The sequence below is a fragment of the Bariatricus sp. HCP28S3_A7 genome (assembly GCF_052066375.1).
Taxonomy (GTDB): domain Bacteria; phylum Bacillota; class Clostridia; order Lachnospirales; family Lachnospiraceae; genus Allocoprococcus.
Window position 1 is genome coordinate 53,926 of record NZ_JBQHSG010000006.1, and the last position, 19,849, is coordinate 73,774.

16 protein-coding genes are annotated in these 19,849 nt (G+C 42.8%); 1 reads left to right on the forward strand and 15 read right to left on the reverse strand.

The window, feature by feature from the left end; all coding sequences use genetic code 11:
• Positions 1-27: 27 nt before the first annotated feature.
• From ACTNA4_RS06040 to ACTNA4_RS06050, 3 genes are all read right to left on the reverse strand, one after another.
• Complete coding sequence (locus ACTNA4_RS06040) at positions 28-4,278, reverse strand: SpaA isopeptide-forming pilin-related protein (RefSeq protein WP_441029123.1); 4,251 nt, start codon at positions 4,276-4,278, stop codon at positions 28-30.
• Between the two features lie 283 nt (positions 4,279-4,561).
• On the reverse strand, positions 4,562-5,509 hold the full coding sequence (locus tag ACTNA4_RS06045) for a ParB/RepB/Spo0J family partition protein (RefSeq protein ID WP_441029125.1): 948 nt from the start codon (positions 5,507-5,509) through the stop codon (positions 4,562-4,564).
• Positions 5,466-6,290, reverse strand: a complete 825-nt coding sequence (locus tag ACTNA4_RS06050; protein ID WP_270251714.1) for a ParA family protein — start codon at positions 6,288-6,290, stop codon at positions 5,466-5,468. Before ACTNA4_RS06050 ends, ACTNA4_RS06045 begins: the two co-directional genes overlap by 44 nt.
• Before the next feature lie 584 nt (positions 6,291-6,874).
• Between ACTNA4_RS06050 and ACTNA4_RS06055 the strand changes: the two genes are divergently transcribed.
• Positions 6,875-7,672 carry a hypothetical protein gene (locus tag ACTNA4_RS06055; protein ID WP_441029127.1) on the forward strand — a complete coding sequence of 266 codons (798 nt, stop codon included), beginning with the start codon at positions 6,875-6,877 and terminating at the stop codon, positions 7,670-7,672.
• An 86-nt stretch (positions 7,673-7,758) separates the two neighbouring features.
• Here the strand turns inward: ACTNA4_RS06055 and ACTNA4_RS06060 are convergent, their stop codons facing one another.
• From ACTNA4_RS06060 to ACTNA4_RS06115, 12 genes are all read right to left on the reverse strand, one after another.
• Complete coding sequence (locus tag ACTNA4_RS06060) at positions 7,759-7,932, reverse strand: hypothetical protein (RefSeq protein ID WP_441029129.1); 174 nt, start codon at positions 7,930-7,932, stop codon at positions 7,759-7,761.
• Positions 7,929-9,317 carry a zinc-ribbon domain-containing protein gene (locus ACTNA4_RS06065; protein WP_441029131.1) on the reverse strand — a complete coding sequence of 463 codons (1,389 nt, stop codon included), beginning with the start codon at positions 9,315-9,317 and terminating at the stop codon, positions 7,929-7,931. Before ACTNA4_RS06065 ends, ACTNA4_RS06060 begins: the two co-directional genes overlap by 4 nt.
• A gap of 137 nt (positions 9,318-9,454) precedes the next feature.
• On the reverse strand, positions 9,455-9,625 hold the full coding sequence (locus tag ACTNA4_RS06070; protein ID WP_154477473.1) for a hypothetical protein: 171 nt from the start codon (positions 9,623-9,625) through the stop codon (positions 9,455-9,457).
• A 276-nt stretch (positions 9,626-9,901) separates the two neighbouring features.
• Positions 9,902-11,863 (reverse strand): lysine--tRNA ligase, encoded by a 1,962-nt coding sequence (gene lysS / locus ACTNA4_RS06075; protein ID WP_441029133.1) that lies wholly within the window; start codon positions 11,861-11,863, stop codon positions 9,902-9,904.
• A 52-nt stretch (positions 11,864-11,915) separates the two neighbouring features.
• Positions 11,916-12,398 carry a transcription elongation factor GreA gene (gene greA / locus ACTNA4_RS06080; protein ID WP_427806118.1) on the reverse strand — a complete coding sequence of 161 codons (483 nt, stop codon included), beginning with the start codon at positions 12,396-12,398 and terminating at the stop codon, positions 11,916-11,918.
• Between the two features lie 175 nt (positions 12,399-12,573).
• Positions 12,574-13,542 (reverse strand): tRNA dihydrouridine synthase DusB, encoded by a 969-nt coding sequence (gene dusB / locus ACTNA4_RS06085; RefSeq protein ID WP_427806119.1) that lies wholly within the window; start codon positions 13,540-13,542, stop codon positions 12,574-12,576.
• Positions 13,539-13,877, reverse strand: coding sequence for a DUF6145 family protein (locus ACTNA4_RS06090; RefSeq protein WP_427806120.1), 339 nt, complete (start codon positions 13,875-13,877; stop codon positions 13,539-13,541). The genes dusB and ACTNA4_RS06090 overlap by 4 nt, the downstream gene beginning before the upstream one ends.
• A gap of 17 nt (positions 13,878-13,894) precedes the next feature.
• Positions 13,895-14,875 (reverse strand): biotin--[acetyl-CoA-carboxylase] ligase, encoded by a 981-nt coding sequence (locus ACTNA4_RS06095; RefSeq protein ID WP_427806121.1) that lies wholly within the window; start codon positions 14,873-14,875, stop codon positions 13,895-13,897.
• A gap of 4 nt (positions 14,876-14,879) precedes the next feature.
• On the reverse strand, positions 14,880-16,982 hold the full coding sequence (argF, locus tag ACTNA4_RS06100) for an ornithine carbamoyltransferase (protein WP_441029135.1): 2,103 nt from the start codon (positions 16,980-16,982) through the stop codon (positions 14,880-14,882).
• 4 nt (positions 16,983-16,986) lie between these two features.
• On the reverse strand, positions 16,987-17,781 hold the full coding sequence (locus ACTNA4_RS06105; RefSeq protein WP_427806123.1) for a TrmH family RNA methyltransferase: 795 nt from the start codon (positions 17,779-17,781) through the stop codon (positions 16,987-16,989).
• Positions 17,778-18,437, reverse strand: a complete 660-nt coding sequence (locus tag ACTNA4_RS06110) for a potassium channel family protein (RefSeq protein WP_427806124.1) — start codon at positions 18,435-18,437, stop codon at positions 17,778-17,780. Before ACTNA4_RS06110 ends, ACTNA4_RS06105 begins: the two co-directional genes overlap by 4 nt.
• 37 nt (positions 18,438-18,474) lie before the next feature.
• Positions 18,475-19,848: a TrkH family potassium uptake protein gene (locus ACTNA4_RS06115; protein WP_441017496.1), complete on the reverse strand. Its 1,374-nt coding sequence runs from the start codon at positions 19,846-19,848 to the stop codon at positions 18,475-18,477.
• Position 19,849 lies beyond the last annotated feature (1 nt).

The window sequence follows — 19,849 nt, forward strand, 5'->3', positions numbered from 1 at the left end:
CGACTGCTACGATTGTCTTTGCGTCCATTATTCATTGTCCTCCTTTTTCTTCTTTCTCTTGGAAGCAATGACTGTTGCCGCAATTCCCGCTGCGGAAAGACCTGCAAGAACCATCCAAAGACCGGTTCTGCTGTCATCGCCTGTTTTTGGTGTATCACGAAGTTCATTGTGCATTTCAATCTCTACTGTTGAGTCTTCCTGCACAGTAATCTTCTTATCGGCTGGTAAGATATATCCGGCAGATACATTGTCACTGACCTCAGAAACGGTGTATTCTCCGATACGAAGTCCGTCCACAAAGATTTCTCCGTTCTTGTCAGTAGTAAATGTGCTGTCATAACCATTAACACCTGTGATACGGAATGTGAAACCTTCTACTTTACCGTCAGAAGATGTCTTTTTGATTTTCAGATTACCTTTCATCGCCTGATTGATAAAGCCAACACCTGCTTTATTTTCCACGTCATAAGTCTTTTCATCCTCAGTAATGGATACGGAATAAACACCCTCATCAAGAACAAATCCTTCTGGGGCTTTTGTCTCTTTTACAAGATATTTTCCGTAAAGCAGCTCCTGGATTTCATAAATGCCGACAGAAGTTTCTTCCAGATTTCCAACAAGCTCATCTTTGTCGTCCAGTTTTCCGTCGCCATTGATATCTTTGTAGACTTCAAAAGTGGCTCCTGTCAGCTTATTATCCGGATAATCTGCATCCACCTTTGTGAGTCGGATATTGCCATGGATATATTCATTTGTGATTTCCGCTTCAATGACCTGCTCATTCCGATCAATAGTGACTGCATGAGCTGTTCCATCAAGGACAAATCCTTCCGGTGCTTCGATTTCTTTGACAATCCAGTTACCATATGGCACTTTCTTAAATGCAAAGCTGCCATCTTCTCCGGATTTCACAGTCATAAAAGCATGTTCTGCTGTAAATTCTGTTTCATCAGCTTTAAAGATTCCGATTACTGCACCTGCAAGTGCTTCTCCGTTTTCATCCACTTTCTTACCTGATACAGAACCATAGATCAGTTTGTTTTCAATCGGTTTCCCGTCATTGACTTTGATTTCAACTGTTTCAGTATCCTGTCCGGCATAATCAAATGTGAATGCATACTGCTCATCATTCAGGATATAATGTTCATCCGTTGCCATCTCTTTGATATAGTAGCTGCCAAACGGAAGGTCTGTCGCTACTGTCGCAGTACCATCCTCCGCAAGTCCGATGATTTCGATCAGTCCGTCTGCCGGGATAACTGTACCGCTTTCTGATACAATGTCCTCTTTCGCATAAAGTCCGAAGCTGATATTTTTCAGTTCATCATTCTTGCCGATTCCAAATGTTTCATCCTGTTCAAGCACTTTTTCAAGGGAAATCTTCACTTTCTGTCTTTCGTTATAGAAGCTTGTGGCAGTTTCTGTTACTGCAACCTCCTGTCCGGCATAAGTGAGTTCTACCTGATGTCCATCTTTATTGATGACCATGCCTTCCGGTGCTTTTGTCTCTGTTACGGTATATTTACCCAGATAAAGCTCCTTGCTCTTTGCAGTACCTTCTTCGTCTGTTGTGATCGTATCAACAACATCTCCTTTTTGGTATCGGAGTGTTCCATCCGGCGTTACCACATCTTCGTCTGCTGTGATTTCATAAGTTGCCCCTGTAAGACCTTTCACTTTGTATACCGGCTGATAGATCACATCTTTGCCTTCCTCTCCGGATACGTTCACACCAAAGAATACCTCTCCTGTTTTTTCCACAGAAATCGTACCCTTCTGAGCCATGTTTGGCTTCTCAACCTTAACCAATTTAATCGTGCCCTCCTGTGTTGCATTTTCTTCTGTCACATCAAATGATACCGGTGTACTGTCAAGCACATAACCATAAGGAGCCTGAACCTCAACAAGCGAATATCCCTTGCCATACTCCAGTTTCTCCGGTGTTACAAGCTGACCATCTGCATCTGTATAGAAAGTGTCGATGGTTGTCGGTGTCGGATAAGTAAATGTCATAGTTACCTTATTTCCTGATGGATTGTAAATCTGAAATCCTGCACCTGCATACGGAATGGTTTTACCTGTTTCAGCATCCTTTTTGACTACTTTAATAAAGCTTTCAAAATTTGCATTGTTGATAAGGTAACGATATGTCTGTCCATCTTTAGAAATGAACACATCAAAATCACTCATCAACTCTCTGCCTTCCCATCCTTTTGTCTGATGAACGGTATAAACTCCATATGGCATATCTTTTGACTGAGCAAATCCATTCTCATCGCATACAATCGTATCTCTCTCATCTTCTTCGGCTGCGTCGTAACTTCCGGAAGATTTCAGATAAACTTCAAACTCCGCACCTTGTTCCGGTGTTTCAATCTTGGTTTCTCCACCATCAGTATGCTTGATGATAGCGATATTTCCTTTCATGACCTGTTCAGTTACATCATTGGCAGTCAGATTGTGTTCCACTTCATAGAGTTTCGGGTCCGCTCCAACTTTGTGAATCGTCTTATCGAGCAAATATCCTTCAGACGGTGTGATCTCTCTGACTGTCCAATCGGTATCGCAGATATATTCTTTTGTTGTAAACTGCCCGTTAGCATCTGTCACATATTTATCTACCAGTGTTTCGCCTTTGTAGATACCATAAACCGCACCTGCAAGTGTAGCATCTCCCTGTGCTGTGCCTTCTTCCTTGTCGCTCTTGGTAACAGTGACTGTAAATTTCTTCAAAATGTTACTGAAATCACGCTTTGTCACAGACTTCCACTGAATAGCTGCTGTCTGATTCTCCGGTACAACATAGCGTACCTCTGTATCTACTTCTTCTACGGTATACGGTTCACTTCCGCTGATCAGCACATCTTTGAAAGTTGCTACTCCGTTTGCGTCTGTCACTGCATACTGATCAACTGCAATGTCTGCAAGAGAAGTACCATAAAGATGGAATTTCACACCCTCAACAAGGTTATCTTCTGAGGATTTGATCACCTGAAGGTCGCCCCTTTTCAGAACGTTGTTAAAGTTTACAGTTGCTACCTGTCCTGCAACGACGGTAACTCTGTGTGTTTCCTGCGGCACATATTTGTCGATGGACTGCTCTGTTACGGTATAGACACCCGGCATCAGATTATCAAGTTGGAACTTACCGCCATTCGCTGTTGTTACTGTCTGATTGATACCATTACCAGAAATCGTGAAGTTGATACCGTCCACCTTTCCGTCCTCACTGGTCTTGACAATCTGGCAGGAACCATAGCTGACTTTCATCTTCACATAGCCACTGACCGGATCGCCAACTTCCTGTGCATAGGAAACAACGTCCTGCACACTGGAGCCTGTGCCATGTTTACCCTCGGACCACACAACCACACCTCTGCGGACAGAGTTTTTCTTGCTGGCAGTGATCGTAAAGGCATCGCTTGGTGCTTTCTCCATAGATACCGTCAGCTTATTCCCATTTGTGGAAAAGGATACCCCACTGATACTTGCACTGAAGCTGTAATTAGAGAGTACGTTGTTCGCATCTGTCAGTGTTGTTGTATATTTGCTTCCATCCCACTCCAGTTCCAGTGTTTTTGCTGAACCGACGGAACGGTTACAAAAACTCGGCACAACCGTATGTTTCTGAATGCTCGCTACCATTGAGTCATAGTAGCTGAAAATCTTACTGCGAAGTGGGTGTGCGGCATTGACCACATCTTTGACATTGCTGCAACCACTCGCTGCTTTGTGATTAAAGTTTGCGTCACGTTCTCCAACGATGGTTTCCCAGATCAGAAGCTGTGTCGCATAGGCATGGGCAATACTGTTTGCGGCAGCTTCATTCTGTGAACGCCAGCTTGTGGAAATCGTTCCACGATAACCATACTGTAAGATTCGACCGATATACTGTCTGATCTCATCTCCGGAAATAACGCCATTTGCCTGAATGTTATTGAAATAGTTTTCATCGTACTGAGTCATAGACTGCCCCATACTCAGATGCACGCCCGGTTCAATACAATAACCAACATTGCCTGAAAAAGAACCGATTGCCTTCAGGTTGGTATGCGTGGCACTGCCTGTATGCCATCCATTTTTCAGTGTCAGGTTATTGTATCCCCATACACCATCGTAATTCGCATCGCCATCACGAGGGAAATCGACCATATACACGTTGGTCTTTTCCCCGGCTGCGGCAAAAGCAGTATTCGTTCCTACGCCCATAAAGGCGGTAAGGCTGAGAACTGTTGCCATCACAAACGACACAGCCCTCTTGATTTTTAATTTTGCCATTCGATTTTCCTCCTTAAACGAAACGAACGCACCGGTTATCCACAGTGCGTCCAATTTTTTATTGCATTTTTATCCCTGTTACCACTCCAATACCTGCCGAAGAAGAAATCTGAACTTTTCATCGTATCAGAACCTCCTGCACTTTTCCAACTGTGCGACCGGCTCTTATAGATAACCATAACATTATGAGATAGTTATAAATATGGAGATAGAATATATATTTTCAGCAGGTAAAAGGTAGGTTATAGGGGGTAGAGTGTGAGAAGGGGGAACAAGAAAAGCGTTATCTGCTGTCACGGTCTGCCCTCTGCCTGAGATACTTGTTATAATGCTCCAATGCCTTACAGATAAAGTCCTCCCTCTGGCTAATCTTGATATTTTTCGGAATAAACTTCTCTACCCTGTCCATGCTGAGCGTAATCTTTTCTTTTTGGTTCGGCTTCTCCTCCGACATGATTGCCTGAATAACTTCGGTCGTGAGTTTCCCTTCCTCAAAAAACTTCCGCATACGGATAGTCTGATCGTGTGACGGTGTAGCGTCATTCATGTCGATTTCATCCACGATGTCCCTCTGACAATCCTCATCAAGATAAGACAGTTCCACTGCCGGACGCATTTTAATTCGATCCTGATCGACAAACTCAAGCAGTTCAGGAACAAGATAGGTAAGACGGATAAACCTCTTAATCTGCGACGTGCTTTCTCCTGTTTCCTCCGCCAAAAGACTGTTAGAACGAGTTCCAATTAAATTCGGTCCCACTGGGTCCGAATTTTCTTTTCTCGGTCTGCCCGCCTGCCTTTTCATGGCATCCAAACGCATCTTATAAGCAAAGGCTTTTTCTGATGGAAGTATCTTTGAGCGTTGGAAATTACTTTCTACCATCAAAATCGTGGCTTCATCTCTGCTCATATCCACAACTTCACAACGAAGTGTTTGAAAACCTGCCAGTTCACAGGCTCGTTTTCTTCTATGACCAGATATGAGTTCGTATCTCCCATCTTCCTTCTGTCTGACTGTTGCCGGAGTAATAACCCCTCTGTCCCTGATACTCTCTATAAGCTGTAACATATCTTCATCATCCCTGACTTTAAAAGGATGATCTGGGAAATCGTCAATCAGCCCCAATGGAATATCACGGATTTTGGAAAGCTTTTCTTCTTCTCTCTGAGCCTGCGTGGTAAACAGGTCATCGAGCTTCGTGAGCGTGAAGTCGCTCTTTCTTCCTGCCATCTGCTAACACCTCCTTCGTGAATGCGGTGTAAGCCTTTGACACCGTACTGCGTGGCTCATAACCATAAATGCTCTTGCCTTTTGAAGAAGCTTCTGCGGCTTTTACTCCGATTGGGATAGATGTCCGGTACATCTTAATATGATTCCCGAAGTTTTCCCTCAGAGCTTCCACCGTACTTTTAGCAAGATTAGTCCGACTGTCTACGAGAGTCAGAAGTATTCCATCAATCTTAATATCCGGATTGATATACTTCTTTACCCTTGAAATCGTCTGCACGAGCTGCGTCATTCCTTTTGCTGGCAGATATTGAGCCTGAACCGGAATAATCACACTGTCTGCCGCCGAAAGAGCATTGAGCGTTACCATACTAAGCGATGGCATACAGTCGATCACAACAAAATCATATCTGTCTTTAATCTGATTCAAGTAATTTTTCATTGTGGTTTCTCTGCTCATGGCATTCATTAGGTTATACTCCATTGCTGAAAGCTCAAGGTTTGCCGGGACAAGATCAACTCCTTCATCATGGTGCAGGATTCCAACCATCGGGTCATTCATCGTTTCATTCATCACATCTGTTAATTTCGTTGCAAGCGTGATACCCAGACTGTCCGTATCCTGCCACCCCAGACAAGTGGTTAAATCTCCCTGTGGGTCTGCATCAACAAGTAATACTTTCTTTCCCTGCATTGCAAGACCGATTCCGAGATTGACCGAAGTGGTGGTCTTTCCTACTCCGCCTTTCTGATTGCAGATGGCAATCGTTTTGCAGTTTGACACTTCTTGCGTCCTCCTTTCCTGAATATTCATAGCCATTGTAGAATGACTATGTACCTGACCGTTTCATTTCCTAAACGGTCATGGCAACATTTGTTCTCAACACCCCTTGCCGAGCGTATCGCTCATGGGAAGCCACTAAGGAACAGACTGCTGATCTGTATCATAGGATTCTAACCTCTGCCGGGTACTCCGCCAGCTCCTTAGAGAAGTATCATTATCTTTCTGACTGTCATCGCCATGTCAGGAGCAACCTGACACTCATACCGGGAGTTCTCGCTGTTCTGCATCCACAAAAGTTATGGCGTACCCGATAAGGTGGCTATCATCAGAATTAACGTCTTAGTGACCTGTATATTCAGTTTTAAATTTCAAAGGAAGGCGTTCCATTTTTGTTGATTGGAATTACTCCCTTCACTTATTTGGAATTGCTCAGGCTTTTGACACCCTATTTTTTATAAATTTTTTTAATTATTTTTTTTGAGAGAGATTTTAGAACAATAGATAAGTAGAAAAAGCTTCAAATCCCGTGTATAATTAAGAAATAAAGATAGAAACAAATCGGAATTGATAGAGGAGAGGTTGTTTTGGAAATAAGTAAAGAGTTATTAATTAAAGATTTAAAAGAATTTAACTCAATTGATAAGTTGTTTCTTTTTTTCACATCAGCACAAGGCGATGCGGAATATTGTGAAGAAGCAAAACAATGCTATAAAGAATTAAAATGGAATCAAAGTCCATTCTATGATGTAATTAACTCGTTTTGGATAACTTTTTCATATGCGATGCATTTAAAATATCCAGAGGAATATCCAATAGCAGAAGCAGGAAATGTTAAGATATATAAGAATCATTATAAAAAATATGATTCATTTCCAGAAAAATATATTAAAGAAAACTCTGATGCAAGAAATCGAGTAACTGCCTTATGCAAAGAATATACGGATATGAAAGAACTGGCGGAGCTTTGTCACACTGTTGCAAATTTTATGCCTTGTCCTCAAGGTTTTAATTCGGCAAAGGGACTATTAAGTGATGTAAGAGATTATTTTCCTTTAATGATTGATAAAATACAAGAATGTGTTGATGAAGGATTAAATTTGAAATATTCTAATACTTCAGAAGAAGTAGACAATGAAACTATAAAAAAATGGCATAGTTTTTTTATTGAAAACCAAGAAAAATATTGTTTGAGTATGTATTATCAAGTTAATGAAAACAGAATTAATGGAATTACGTTTTTTAAAGGACAATCTTTGTCTTATCCATGTCCGCTAGAAAAAGAAGAGGTAGAAGAATGCTTGAAAAACATGTTGGATAAAATAAACGAAAGAGCAGATCTAATACTTAAGAAGTATAATGAAGAACATAAATCCAATAGTTAAATTCAAGTTTGTATGGATAATATTCCCATTAAAAAGACCGCTTGCACTTCGGTGTAGGCGGTCCTCTTATATTCTGGGCAATTTGATTAGATGAATAAATTATGCTTCTTCTTGGCTGCCAATACCTTGCAGAGAACATCATCCACTGCGTCAGTATATCTGCCTTGTTCGAGAAGCTCATTTTTCAGCCGGATAAGTGACTGAATAACTCTGCTCTGTTCTTCGGCTGTTAAGTCAATATGATATTTCTTTTCTCTCATTGGCTGTTCCTCCAGTTCTCAAATACGCTTCTGATAGTCCCGACATCTTCTTCCGTATCGGAAGTAATAAATATATGTACGCTTTGAAAGGCTGCTTTGATACGCTGAGCATAAGCGATTTCTGTTTCATTGGTTTTCATAGGCAACTTGATCCGCTTAATTCCTCTTTGCTGACAGAGATGTTCTTTTAAGATTTCCATATCTTCTGAACCGCTGTTCACTTCAATCGCCACCTGTTCAGATGGAATATAAGTATCAAGCGGTATCCCTAAAACTCTGTCTGAGCCGAGTTCGATTTTCAATCCTTTCATATGTGAATAATAACTGAGGGCAAAAGCCGGAAACACTGATAAATACTCCTGCTCACATATCCTGCAACCTTTTCCAAGAATTGTCCGTTCATTGATCTTCATACTCCATGAATGTCCGTGTCTGCATTTCCACCATGCTCGTTTAGCAGAAGTTCGTGATACTTCTGTCGGCTGTATTCTGTTCTGTTCATAATCCCAGTCACTGAGTAGATTTTTATCCGTTGTCGCCAGATCATTGTATCCTGCAAGCACTTCTCTTTCGGCACATACCGGACAAACAGTTCCTTTTATTCGGGCATTGATGACTGACTTCCATTCATTGCCACATTTCTTACAATGCCACCACACATTTTTTCTCGACCTTGCATTGACCTCATCAGGCTGTAACGGATAATTCTTTTCTGACCATTCTTCAGCAATCTCCGGATGTGTTGTTTTCAAATCATTCCTGCCTTTTATAAAGGTATAGCCACTGCAACAAGGGCACTTGCTTCCGCCTGAGCGTGTAGAAATAAGTGTATTCCATTCATAATCGCAATCCCTGCACTTCCACCATGCTTTACGATTAGCAAATGCAGTAACTTCCGTTGGCTTCTTCTCATTTTTCTCTGACCATTCATCCGCAACTTTTGGAACCACTGTCGCAAGGTCATTAAATCCAACAAGCACCTTATTATGGGAACAGTATGGACAACCAGAACCATTGATACTCCTGCTCTTAACCGATGCTGTCCATTCATGCCCCAGTCGGCACTTCCAGATGACTCTCTTATGAGAACCTACGGTTACCTCTGTCGGTTTGATTTCATTCTTCTTGGACCACTCAGAAGCCAATCCCGGCTTCAATGTACTTAGATCGTTAATTCCTGCGACTGCTCTCGCCCCGGAGCAGATCGGGCATTTCTCGCCCTTTGACCTTGCCTTAACACTGGTCTGCCATTCATGCCCACAGCTGCCTTTCCACCAGACGAGTTTGTTAGAGCCGAATGTAATACCATCTGGTGTCAGTGGTAGATTCTTCTTAGACCACTCAACTATCAATTCCGGATGCACTACTGATAAACTGTTATTCATATCAAAACCTCCACTTCCTCTGTGCTTAAAGTATAGGAAGTTTTTGCTTGATGTTGTAGTTTGCGAAACCCCTTTGAAAATAGAAAAAAACCTTTGAAAAAGGATTTTCCTCTCTCAAAGGGCAATACAGCTATCAATTACACACCATCATCTATATTCAATCGCTGCTTTATTTCTTTTAATAATTTTTCAGGTTCCTCCGTCCTCATTCTTTTGGCAAGCTCAATCATAATTTCCTGTTCTTCTTTGCTCATTTGTTCAAACATGTCTGCCATCTCTTTTTCTCTCGGTGTCAGTCGCATATACATTTCTTGTTCCTCCGATTTTAAGCTCATACAATATCGTATCGACAGAAACATCTTAACGGTTATCCATCTTCTGTGCAAACATCGGTATATGATGTAAAAAATGGGCAATTCCAATCGGAACTACCCATTTATTATTAAAAATATGCGATTTTTCTTGCTCTACACAAATTTCTGCATCAAATGATGTAAGTTTGATGTAAATCACTGTTTTATATGGTTTTGACCAAATGAAGTACATCCCGTCATTTTAGTGAAACGGTACATCCATACATCATCTTAATAGAGCTTTGCACCTGCTGGAATGTGGTTATCTACCATGATCAGATGCAGTTCTTCATCTTCTGAGTCTTTCAGATTATTTACTGCTGATAATAACATACCGCAAGACTCAATTCCCATCATCTTTCTTGGTGGAAGGTTTGTGATGGCGATCAGTGTTTTACCAACCAGTTCTTCCGGCTCGTAATAAGCGTGAATACCGCTTAAAATCGTACGATCTGTGCCTGTTCCATCATCAAGAGTGAACTGAAGAAGTTTCTTTGACTTCGGTACTGCAACACACTCTTTAACCTTTACAGCTCTGAAATCTGACTTGCTGAATGTATCAAAATCAACTTCTTCCTCAAATAAAGGCTCAATCTTTACATTAGAGAAATCAATTTTTTCCGGCTCTGCTTTCATTTCTTCGGCAGCCTGATTTTTTACATCATTTTTCTTATTTACATCACCGAGTGACTTCATCGTCGGGAACAGAAGTACGTCTCTGATTGCCTCTGCGCCGGTCAGCAGCATACACATTCTGTCGATACCGAATCCGATACCACCTGTAGGCGGCATACCGATTTCCAATGCGTTCAGGAAATCTTCGTCCGTCGTGTTCGCTTCTTCATCACCCTGTGCAAGCAGTTCTTCCTGTGCTTTGAAACGTTCTCTCTGATCGATCGGATCGTTCAACTCAGAGTAAGCATTTGCCATTTCCCAGCCGTTCATGAAGAACTCGAAACGTTCTACATATTCCGGATTCTCCGGTTTCTTCTTGGTCAGCGGAGAGATTTCGATCGGATGATCCATTACGAAGGTTGGCTGAATCAGATGTTCTTCTGCAAATTCTTCGAAGAAGAGACTGAGGATATCGCCTTTTTTATGTCTTTCTTCGTATTCTACATGATGTTCATCCGCAACGGCTCTTGCTTCTTCCAGTGTATGCACTTCATTCCAGTCAACGCCGGCATATTTCTTAACTGCATCAACCATGGTGATTCTCTCGAACGGCTTTCCGAGATCCATCTCGGCACCTTTATATACGATCTTCGTTGTACCAAGAACCTCCTGTGCCACATGACGGTACATGTTCTCAGTCAGATCCATCATTCCGTTATAATCGGTATAAGCCTGATATAATTCCATCAGAGTAAATTCCGGATTATGTCTGGTATCCAGACCTTCGTTACGGAATACACGGCCGATCTCATATACTCTTTCCAATCCGCCTACGATCAGACGTTTCAGATAAAGTTCCAGAGAAATACGAAGCTTGAAATCTTCGTTCAGCGCGTTGAAGTGTGTCTCAAACGGTCTTGCGGCTGCGCCTCCGGCATTTGCAACCAGCATCGGAGTTTCTACCTCCATGAATCCCTGTCCGTCAAGGTATTTACGGATAGAGCTGATGATTTTAGAACGTTTGATAAATGTATCTTTTACTTCCGGGTTCATGATCAGATCCACATATCTCTGACGATAACGCATATCGGTATCGGTCAGACCATGGAATTTCTCCGGAAGAACCTGCAGACTCTTGGAAAGAAGCTTCACTGCAGATGCATGAATAGAGATCTCACCGGTCTTGGTTTTAAACACTTCGCCTTCCAGACCTACGATATCACCGATATCCATTTTTTTGAAAGCTTTGTATTCTTCTTCTCCAATACTGTCTCTTGCAACATAAGACTGGATGTTTCCCTGTAAATCCTGAATGTTGCAGAAGGATGCTTTTCCCATGATACGCTTGGACATCATACGTCCCGCAAGTACAACATGCTTGCCTTCCAATTCTTCAAAATGTTCTTTTACTTCCATGCTGTGATGGGTTACATCGTATTTGGTGATTTCAAACGGATTCTGTCCGTTTGCCTGAAGTTCCGCCAGTTTTTCACGGCGTACCTTTCTCAAATGATTAATATCCTGTTCCTGCCCGTTGTTATTCTGCTGTGCTCCCACTTCTTCTTCTCCTCTCTGCATGCTGCAGGCATCTTATAAGAAACTGCTGCCTTCGGCACTTACATTTCATTCACTAAATAGAACGGTTAATCTTTAAAACTTCATATTCAATCACACCGGCCTGTGTCTCAACAGCCACAACATCTCCGACTTTCTTTCCGATCAGAGCCCTTCCTACCGGTGATTCATTGGAAATCTTTCCTGCAAGACTGTTCGCTTCTGTAGAACCTACAATCTTGAATTCCATCTCTTCTTCAAATTCTCTATCATATACATCTACCGTACATCCGATGTTGATCTTTTCAAGATCCACGTCATCTTCTACAACAATCTCAGCATTTTTCAGGATCTTTTCAAGTTCTTCGATACGTGCTTCGATATCACGCTGTTCATCTTTTGCAGCATCATACTCAGCGTTCTCGGACAAGTCACCCTGCTCTCTTGCTTCTTTGATCTTTGCAGCGACTTCTTTTCTCTTAACAACTTTCAGATTCTCAAGCTCATCCTCCAGTTTTTTCAGTCCTGTATAAGTGAGTAATGTCTTCTTTGCTTCCATACTTTCCATCTCCTCTTATCACTAAAACAGCATCTCTATGCTAGAATAAACATCATATTCTCTGAAGAAATGATGTTTATCTAAAGATACTTTCACAATTTCATTATTATACATAATTGCGTGTTTCATGTCAATAATTTTTACTGCCGGTTTCGCCGGATTCTCTCTATTTTTTCTAACAGATTCTCTCATTCAGCAATTTTTCCAGCTCTTCATAGCTTTCAACACGATTGATCTCATCCCGGAGTTTCGCAGACCCTTCCATACCTTTCGTATACCACGCCACATGCTTCCTCATCTCACGGATTCCAAGGTAATCTCCTTTCAATTCAATCTGAAGCTGCGCATGGCGAAGCATCATCTCTTTGATTTCTTTCTTTGATGGCCTGTGAGGCACTTTGCCAGTTTCTTCATATTCATTCAACTCTCTGAAGATCCATGGATTACCCTGACACCCCCGCCCGATCATCACACCATCACATCCGGTTTCTTCCAAAAGCTGTTCCGCTGCTAAAGAACCTGTTACATCCCCATTTCCGATGACCGGAATGGAAACAGCTTCTTTGACCTGCCGTATAATGTCCCAGTCTGCTTTTCCCGAATAGTACTGCTCTCTCGTCCTTCCGTGAACCGCAACTGCTGCCCCTCCTGCTTCCTCAATAATCTTTGCTATTTCCACCGCATTTACATGTTCCTCGTCAAAGCCCTTCCGTATTTTAACCGTAACCGGTTTCGAAATTGCTCTTACCGTTTTATAAACAACATCATACACCAGCCTGGGATTTTTCATCAGTGCCGAGCCTTCTCCGTTTTTGACAACTTTTGGAACCGGACACCCCATATTGATATCCAGTATCTGAAACGGTAGCTCCTCGATTGCCTTCGCCTGTTCACTGATGATGTCCGGATCAGCCCCGAAGAGCTGGAGCGAAACAGGATACTCTCTCGGATCGATCTGAAGCAGTGCTTTTGTATTACGATTTTTATACTGCAGTGCTTTCGCACTGATCATTTCCATGCACAAAAGCCCGGCGCCCTGTTCTTTACATAGTAAACGAAATGGCAGGTCTGTTACCCCTGCCATCGGCGCCAGTATATAGCGGTTCTTCAATTCCACATTTCCGATTTTCAGTGTTCTTGTCATTCCAGTTCTTCTCCCAGAAAAAATACTTTATAGTAAAGCTGGAGTTGGTTCAGAAGTTCCTGCTTCTCTTCATCATGCTGAATCTGTTTAATCTTGAGCTGGCTTCCAATGTCATCAAACATCGGATCTCCCTCCTGGGATGTGACTTCAAAGCACAGCTCGCCATCCTCTTCAAAAACCAGTGTAAGGATCCCGCCCACATCATGAACATACAATACACACATGATCTTCAGTTCATCCTTGATATGCTGCGGCAGATTTTCAAAATCCGGATTCAAATAATATTTCTCTTCATATGAATTTGCCCCGCAAAGGACAATTTTATCCTGATACATGATCATTTCTCCTTTTATTATACATACCCGTAAATTCCGCGCACGGATACTTCACCGGAAAAAATTCTGGTCCGGCTTTTATCTTCCTTCTCCACAATCAATTCACCCGTATCATCGATTCCAAGTGCTTTTGCGTTATATTCATTGCCGGGTTCCAGAACCCGCACTTCGCTGTCCTTATTTACTAAAATACGGTTATATCCATCCACGATACATGACAGGTTTCCATCCTTACAGAATGCTTCGTAATAATTCTCGAATTTCTGCATAATAGAAGAGATGATCTCGGCCCGACGAAATTCTCTTCCCAGTTCCACGCGAAGGGACGTCGCCATTCGGGCAATCTCTTCCGGAAATTCTTCTGTATTTACATTAATTCCCACACCAATCACGACATAATGGACATAATCCACCTCTGCACTCATCTCTGTAAGGATTCCGCAGATTTTCTTCTTATTTAATACAAGGTCATTCGGCCATTTGATCTGAACATCGATCTGTTCACTTTCTCTTAAGGCCTCAGCGATCGAATATGCCATCAAAAGTGTCAGCATCGGTGCACGTGACGGCTCTACTTCAGGCCGCAAAAGAAGTGTCATATAAATACTGCTACCGGCCGGCGATACCCAACTCCTGCCTCTTCTTCCTTTTCCCGCAGTCTGCTGCTCTGCCACGACCAGAGTGCCGTGCGGCGCCCCTTTTTCTCCCAGCTCTTTTGCCCGTGTATTGGTGGAATCTATGTCCTTCCAGAATTCCAGATTTCTGCCTGCCCACGCTGACTTGAGACAGCTTGCAATTTCTTTTTCCGAAAGCACATCCGGCCAGGAAGCGAGCCGGTATCCGCGGTTCCGCACCGCTTCAATCTCGTACCCTTCCTCTTTCAGCTGGTTGATTGCCTTCCAAACTGCCGTTCTTGACACCTGAAATGTATCGCAAATCTGCTGCCCCGACAGATATTCATCTGTCTGTCGGAGCATTTTCAAAATTTCTGTTTTCATATATTTATAATTCCGCGCCCAATGTTGCTGCCATCACCGCTTTAATTGTATGCATACGGTTCTCAGCTTCATCGAATACAACTGACTGTTCTGACTCAAAAACTTCATCCGTAACTTCCATTTCCGTCATTCCGTGCTTGCCACATTTTTCTTTGCCAAGCTTCGTCTTCAGATCGTGGAAAGACGGCAGGCAGTGCAGGAAAATAGCATCTTTATCTGCATTTGCCATTACTTCTTTGGTTACTTTATATCCTCTGAGGTCTTTGATACGCTCTGTCCAGACTTCATCCGGTTCTCCCATAGAAAGCCATACATCTGTGTAAATTACATTTGCCCCTTTGGTCGCTTCCTTTACATCTTCAATCAAGCTGATCGTTGCTCCGGATTCTTTTGCATATCCCCGGCATTCTTCAACCAGTTCCGGATTCGGGAAATATTTCTCAGGTGCACATACTACATAATCCATTCCCATCTTTGCACAGAGAATCATTAAAGAATTTCCAACATTGTATCTTGCATCACCAAGATAGACCAGCTTCAGTCCTTTGATTCTGCCAAGGTGCTCCCTGATTGTAAGAAGATCTGCAAGCATCTGGGTCGGATGATACTCATTTGTCAAGCCATTCCATACCGGTACTCCTGCATTTTCTGCAAGCTCTTCCACGATCTCCTGGCCAAATCCGCGGTATTCGATACCGTCATAAATTCTTCCGAGTACGCGGGCCGTGTCTTCAATACTTTCTTTACTTCCGATCTGAGAACATGAAGGATCAAGATATGTGGTTCCCATACCAAGATCATGTGCCGCAACTTCGAAAGAGCAACGGGTTCTTGTGCTGCTTTTTTCAAAAATCAGCGCAATATTCTTACCCCTGAGTGTATCTACCGGTATTCCCTTTTTCTTCTTCTCTTTCAGATCTGCCGCCAGGTCAAGCAGATATTCGATTTCCGCAGGGGTATAGTCTTTCAGTGTCAAAAAATTTCTTCCTTTTAAGTCCATCTTGTATTCCTTTCTTATCCCCACAATTACGTAAACAAAACCAGGAAGCTGTGTCAGCCTTGTTTCAGAATAACGTTCAAAACGTTCACATACGATATCCCACAGTTCGTCTACCTTGTAGATATTGTATTTTTGAACTCTCATCAGTTTTGCACTTGCTTCCAGCATGCCGAGAAACAGTTCTTTATCGGAGCAGGCAATGGGAAGCTTCAGCTTCATACGGTATTCTGCCTTTTCCAATTCACTGATAAGTTTCATTATTTCTACATAATAGCACTCTTCGTGTGTTTGTTCAATATAGTAAATTGAGCCTTCCAGCCCAAAAATCATTCTTTTTGTATCATAATAGCCGATTTTCAGGTTCTGACGGCTGCGTTTTTCAGAAAATTCCAGAATACTTCCCAGACTCACCCGCGGTATCACTTCATAAAAACTGCCTTCTTCAGGGAGAACTGCTCTTGGTACACGCCCCGGTCCCAGAATCCTTATCTGAATAATATCCTTGTAGCCTCTTTTTAACAGGGAATTTGTCGGAACATTATTAATCACTCCACCGTCAATATAGGTCTTCCCATGAAGCGGTTCGTTTTTAAAGCCCAGGAGGTACGCGCTTGCAAGCAGGAAATCTTCAAGAAGTCCATCCGGAATATCCTCGACACTGAGATCCAGTTCTTTAAAATCTGACAGAGAAAATGTAAGCAGACAGAACTCTTTCCCACAACTGCGGATTTTTTCTTCATCCACACATTCGTGAATTAATTCTTTTAATGGGGTGATGTCCACTCCACCGTCAGAGAGTTTTGCCCAAACTTTTTTCAGGAATTCTCTAACCGGAACTTCTCCATCAAAAAGCGCTTCCATGAGCCCGTCATCTACATCCATCACCTGTGAAAATGACATTTTTTTCCAGATATTTTCTGCCTTTCCCAGATCCCCCATACAGACAAGGGCGCCATTTAACGCGCCCACCGATGTACCTGCCACTGCCTGAATTTTTACTCCTGCTTCTTCCAACGCTTTCCACGCACCGATCTGATATGCTCCGCGCGCTCCTCCTCCGTCGAATACCAAACCATATTCTTTTTCCAGATCAATTACAGGTTTCATAGATTTACTCCCTTCTCTGTCTTGCCGCCTCAAACATCAAAACCGACGAGGCAATCGCTGCATTTAAGGATTCCACCTTTCCGCACATCGGAATTCGTACATAAATATCGGCCGCGTCTGCCGTTTCTTTTCGCAGTCCGTTGCCCTCATTTCCAATCAAAAATGCAGTCCCTTTCTTATAATTCTCTTTCTCATAGCTGTTCTTTCCATCCAAATGGGCCGCATAGGTCCGGATCCCACTGCCAGACAGCATGGAAACCACTTCCGGAAGCTGGTCTACATATACAAACGGCATCCGGTAGATCGATCCCATCGTAGAACGAATCACCTTTGGATTATAAATATCCACACAATCCCGGCTGAGAATGACACCGGTCACTCCGGCTGCTTCTCCGGCCCGCAAGATCGTCCCCAAATTGCCCGGATCCTGAAGATTATCCAACACCATCAGAAGTGGTTCTTCCTGCCCTCTTCCGTTTGAAAGCATCTCTTCCAGGGTATATTTCCGCTGTTCCATCACCAACAGCACCCCCTGCGGAGTCATGGTATCCGATACATGGTCAAACACATGGTCCGAAAGAATCTCCAGCTTTGCTTTCCACTCATCCAGCTGCAATTTCTCCTCCTGGTTCTGGTAAAAGCTCTCGGACACATAAAGCTCTCGCACGTTTTCCCGTGGTGCTTCCACAAACATCCGGAGTCCCTCAACCAGAAATACTCCGTCTTTATCTCTTGCTTTTCTTTTTTTCTGCCACTGAATCAACTGCTTGACTCTGCCATTTCCCGTACTGGTTATCATACTAAATTTCCTTTACTGATATCATTCAAAACTTTATTTTCTCCAATCAGGATCATCATATCTCCTGCTTCCAGGCATTCCTGCGGCTGTATATTCACGGTCACCTGTTGATTACGGATGATTCCTACTACATTGATTCCGAATTTTTCTCTGACATTCAATTCAAGAAGACATTTACCGACCCACGCTTCCGGAAGCGGCGCTTCTACCATGCTGAAATCCGTTGAAAGTGAGATCCAGTCTGTGAAATTCTTGGTGGCGAGTGTTTTGGCAACTCTTCTTCCCATCTCCTGTTCCGGGAATACTACCTTGTCGGCGCCAAGCTTCTTCAAAATATCCGCATGAATATCACTCTGCGCCTTCGCCAACACATACGGTGCTCCAAGTTCTTTCGCCAGAAGCGTAGCCAGAATACTCACTTCCAGATTTTCGGAAATCGCAACGACCACACCGTCCAGATTCCTTGCTCCCAATGCTTTGATAAAATCTTTATCCTGAATATCTGCACAGACCGCATATGACACTTCATCTGCGATCTGCTGTACCTTGTCTTCCGAAGAATCTACAGCGACCACTTCACATCCAAGTTCTTCTAAAGTAATGGCCATACTGTATCCGAAACTTCCAAGTCCTAATACTGCAAACTGTTTTGTCATTTTCCCACTCCTTCTGCTGCCGTTTGGCATGTTTTTCTTATCCGATCAAAATCCCTTGAACCGGAAGCTGACGAATATGATTCTTCGATTTTCTTCCTGTCCCGAAAGCAAGTGCAAATGTAATTGGCCCAAGTCTTCCGATATACATCAGGACCATGATTACAAATTTACTTGCCGTACAGAGCTGTGACGTCAGATCAGCTGACAGACCGACCGTCCCTATCGCCGACGTAGTCTCATACATAATCCGGATGAAGTCCACATCTCCCTCAAATATTGTGAGCAGTGTCGTTCCTGCAAGCAGCGATACAAACGCAAGGATAACAACACAGATTCCCGTTCTGATATTGTCCGCCTGAATTCTTCTTCCAAAACATTCCACATCTTTCTTATTCTGAAGGACAGACACACAGCACAGGATCAGCATTGCAATCGTTGTCGTCTTCACTCCGCCTGCTGTTCCGCCTGGAGACCCTCCGATAAACATCAGTATGCAAGTCGTAAACATCGTTCCCTGCGTCAGTTCCCCCTGTGGTACAGTTGCAAAGCCTGCCGTTCTGGTTGACACCGAATGAAACAAAGAAGACATCAGTTTTTCTCCAAAACTCATATCTCCGATCGTCCCCGGATTATTGTATTCCAGAAGCAGAAAGGCCAGTGTGCCTGATACAATCAACACAGATGTCATGATCAGTACGATCTTGGAATGCAAACGGAGTTTTTTAAATAATCTTCTGAGTTCTAATTCTTTTTTCCATACTTTTTTCAGGTTCTGTCCAAGATCCTGCCATACCGTGAATCCAAGTCCACTAAGTACAACCAACAAAATGGTCGTGAAATTCACCACTACACTATCCGCATACGGAATAAAACTGGAATCACCCAGAATATCAATACCGGCATTGCAGAATGCAGACACCGCATGAAAAACTGAATATCCAATCCCTTTCACAACACCAAATTCCGGCACAAACCGGAATGAATAAAGCAATGCTCCAATTCCTTCCAGACAGATGGTCCCTTTTAAGATTCTTAGGATCATGGCAACCATTCCGGATAAGGATTCCATGCTGTAGGCTTCCAGGATCACGACCCTCTCTTTCAGTGAAATACGTCTTTTCATGATAATAAAGAATGCTGTTACGCAGGCAATGATTCCCAGACCGCCGATCTGTATCAGAATCAACAGCACGATTTTCCCAAATAAAGTAAACTGTACTGCCGGAGTGACCGTTACAAGTCCGGTCACGCATACTGATGTAACCGCCGTGAAGAGTGCGTCGATCAATGAAATAGGCCGAGTATTGGAAATGGGCAGCCACAAAAGGATACCGCCCAATAAAATAATTCCCAGAAACCCGGTCGCAAGTAATTGCGTCGTCGTTAATCTGATTTTTTTTAATTTTTCCATA

Bases quoted from the DNA above. Each gene is read 5' to 3' on its own strand.
- ACTNA4_RS06040 (WP_441029123.1), bottom strand. From the start codon at position 4,278: ATGGCAAAATTAAAAATCAAGAGGGCTGTGTCGTTTGTGATGGCAACA.
- ACTNA4_RS06045 (WP_441029125.1), bottom strand. From the start codon at position 5,509: ATGGCAGGAAGAAAGAGCGACTTCACGCTCACGAAGCTCGATGACCTG.
- ACTNA4_RS06060 (WP_441029129.1), bottom strand. From the start codon at position 7,932: ATGAGAGAAAAGAAATATCATATTGACTTAACAGCCGAAGAACAGAGC.
- ACTNA4_RS06065 (WP_441029131.1), bottom strand. From the start codon at position 9,317: ATGAATAACAGTTTATCAGTAGTGCATCCGGAATTGATAGTTGAGTGG.
- ACTNA4_RS06070 (WP_154477473.1), bottom strand. From the start codon at position 9,625: ATGTATATGCGACTGACACCGAGAGAAAAAGAGATGGCAGACATGTTT.
- lysS (WP_441029133.1), bottom strand. From the start codon at position 11,863: ATGCAGAGAGGAGAAGAAGAAGTGGGAGCACAGCAGAATAACAACGGG.
- greA (WP_427806118.1), bottom strand. From the start codon at position 12,398: ATGGAAGCAAAGAAGACATTACTCACTTATACAGGACTGAAAAAACTG.
- dusB (WP_427806119.1), bottom strand. From the start codon at position 13,542: ATGACAAGAACACTGAAAATCGGAAATGTGGAATTGAAGAACCGCTAT.
- ACTNA4_RS06090 (WP_427806120.1), bottom strand. From the start codon at position 13,877: ATGTATCAGGATAAAATTGTCCTTTGCGGGGCAAATTCATATGAAGAG.
- ACTNA4_RS06095 (WP_427806121.1), bottom strand. From the start codon at position 14,875: ATGAAAACAGAAATTTTGAAAATGCTCCGACAGACAGATGAATATCTG.
- argF (WP_441029135.1), bottom strand. From the start codon at position 16,982: ATGAAACCTGTAATTGATCTGGAAAAAGAATATGGTTTGGTATTCGAC.
- ACTNA4_RS06105 (WP_427806123.1), bottom strand. From the start codon at position 17,781: ATGATAACCAGTACGGGAAATGGCAGAGTCAAGCAGTTGATTCAGTGG.
- ACTNA4_RS06110 (WP_427806124.1), bottom strand. From the start codon at position 18,437: ATGACAAAACAGTTTGCAGTATTAGGACTTGGAAGTTTCGGATACAGT.
- ACTNA4_RS06115 (WP_441017496.1), bottom strand. From the start codon at position 19,848: ATGGAAAAATTAAAAAAAATCAGATTAACGACGACGCAATTACTTGCG.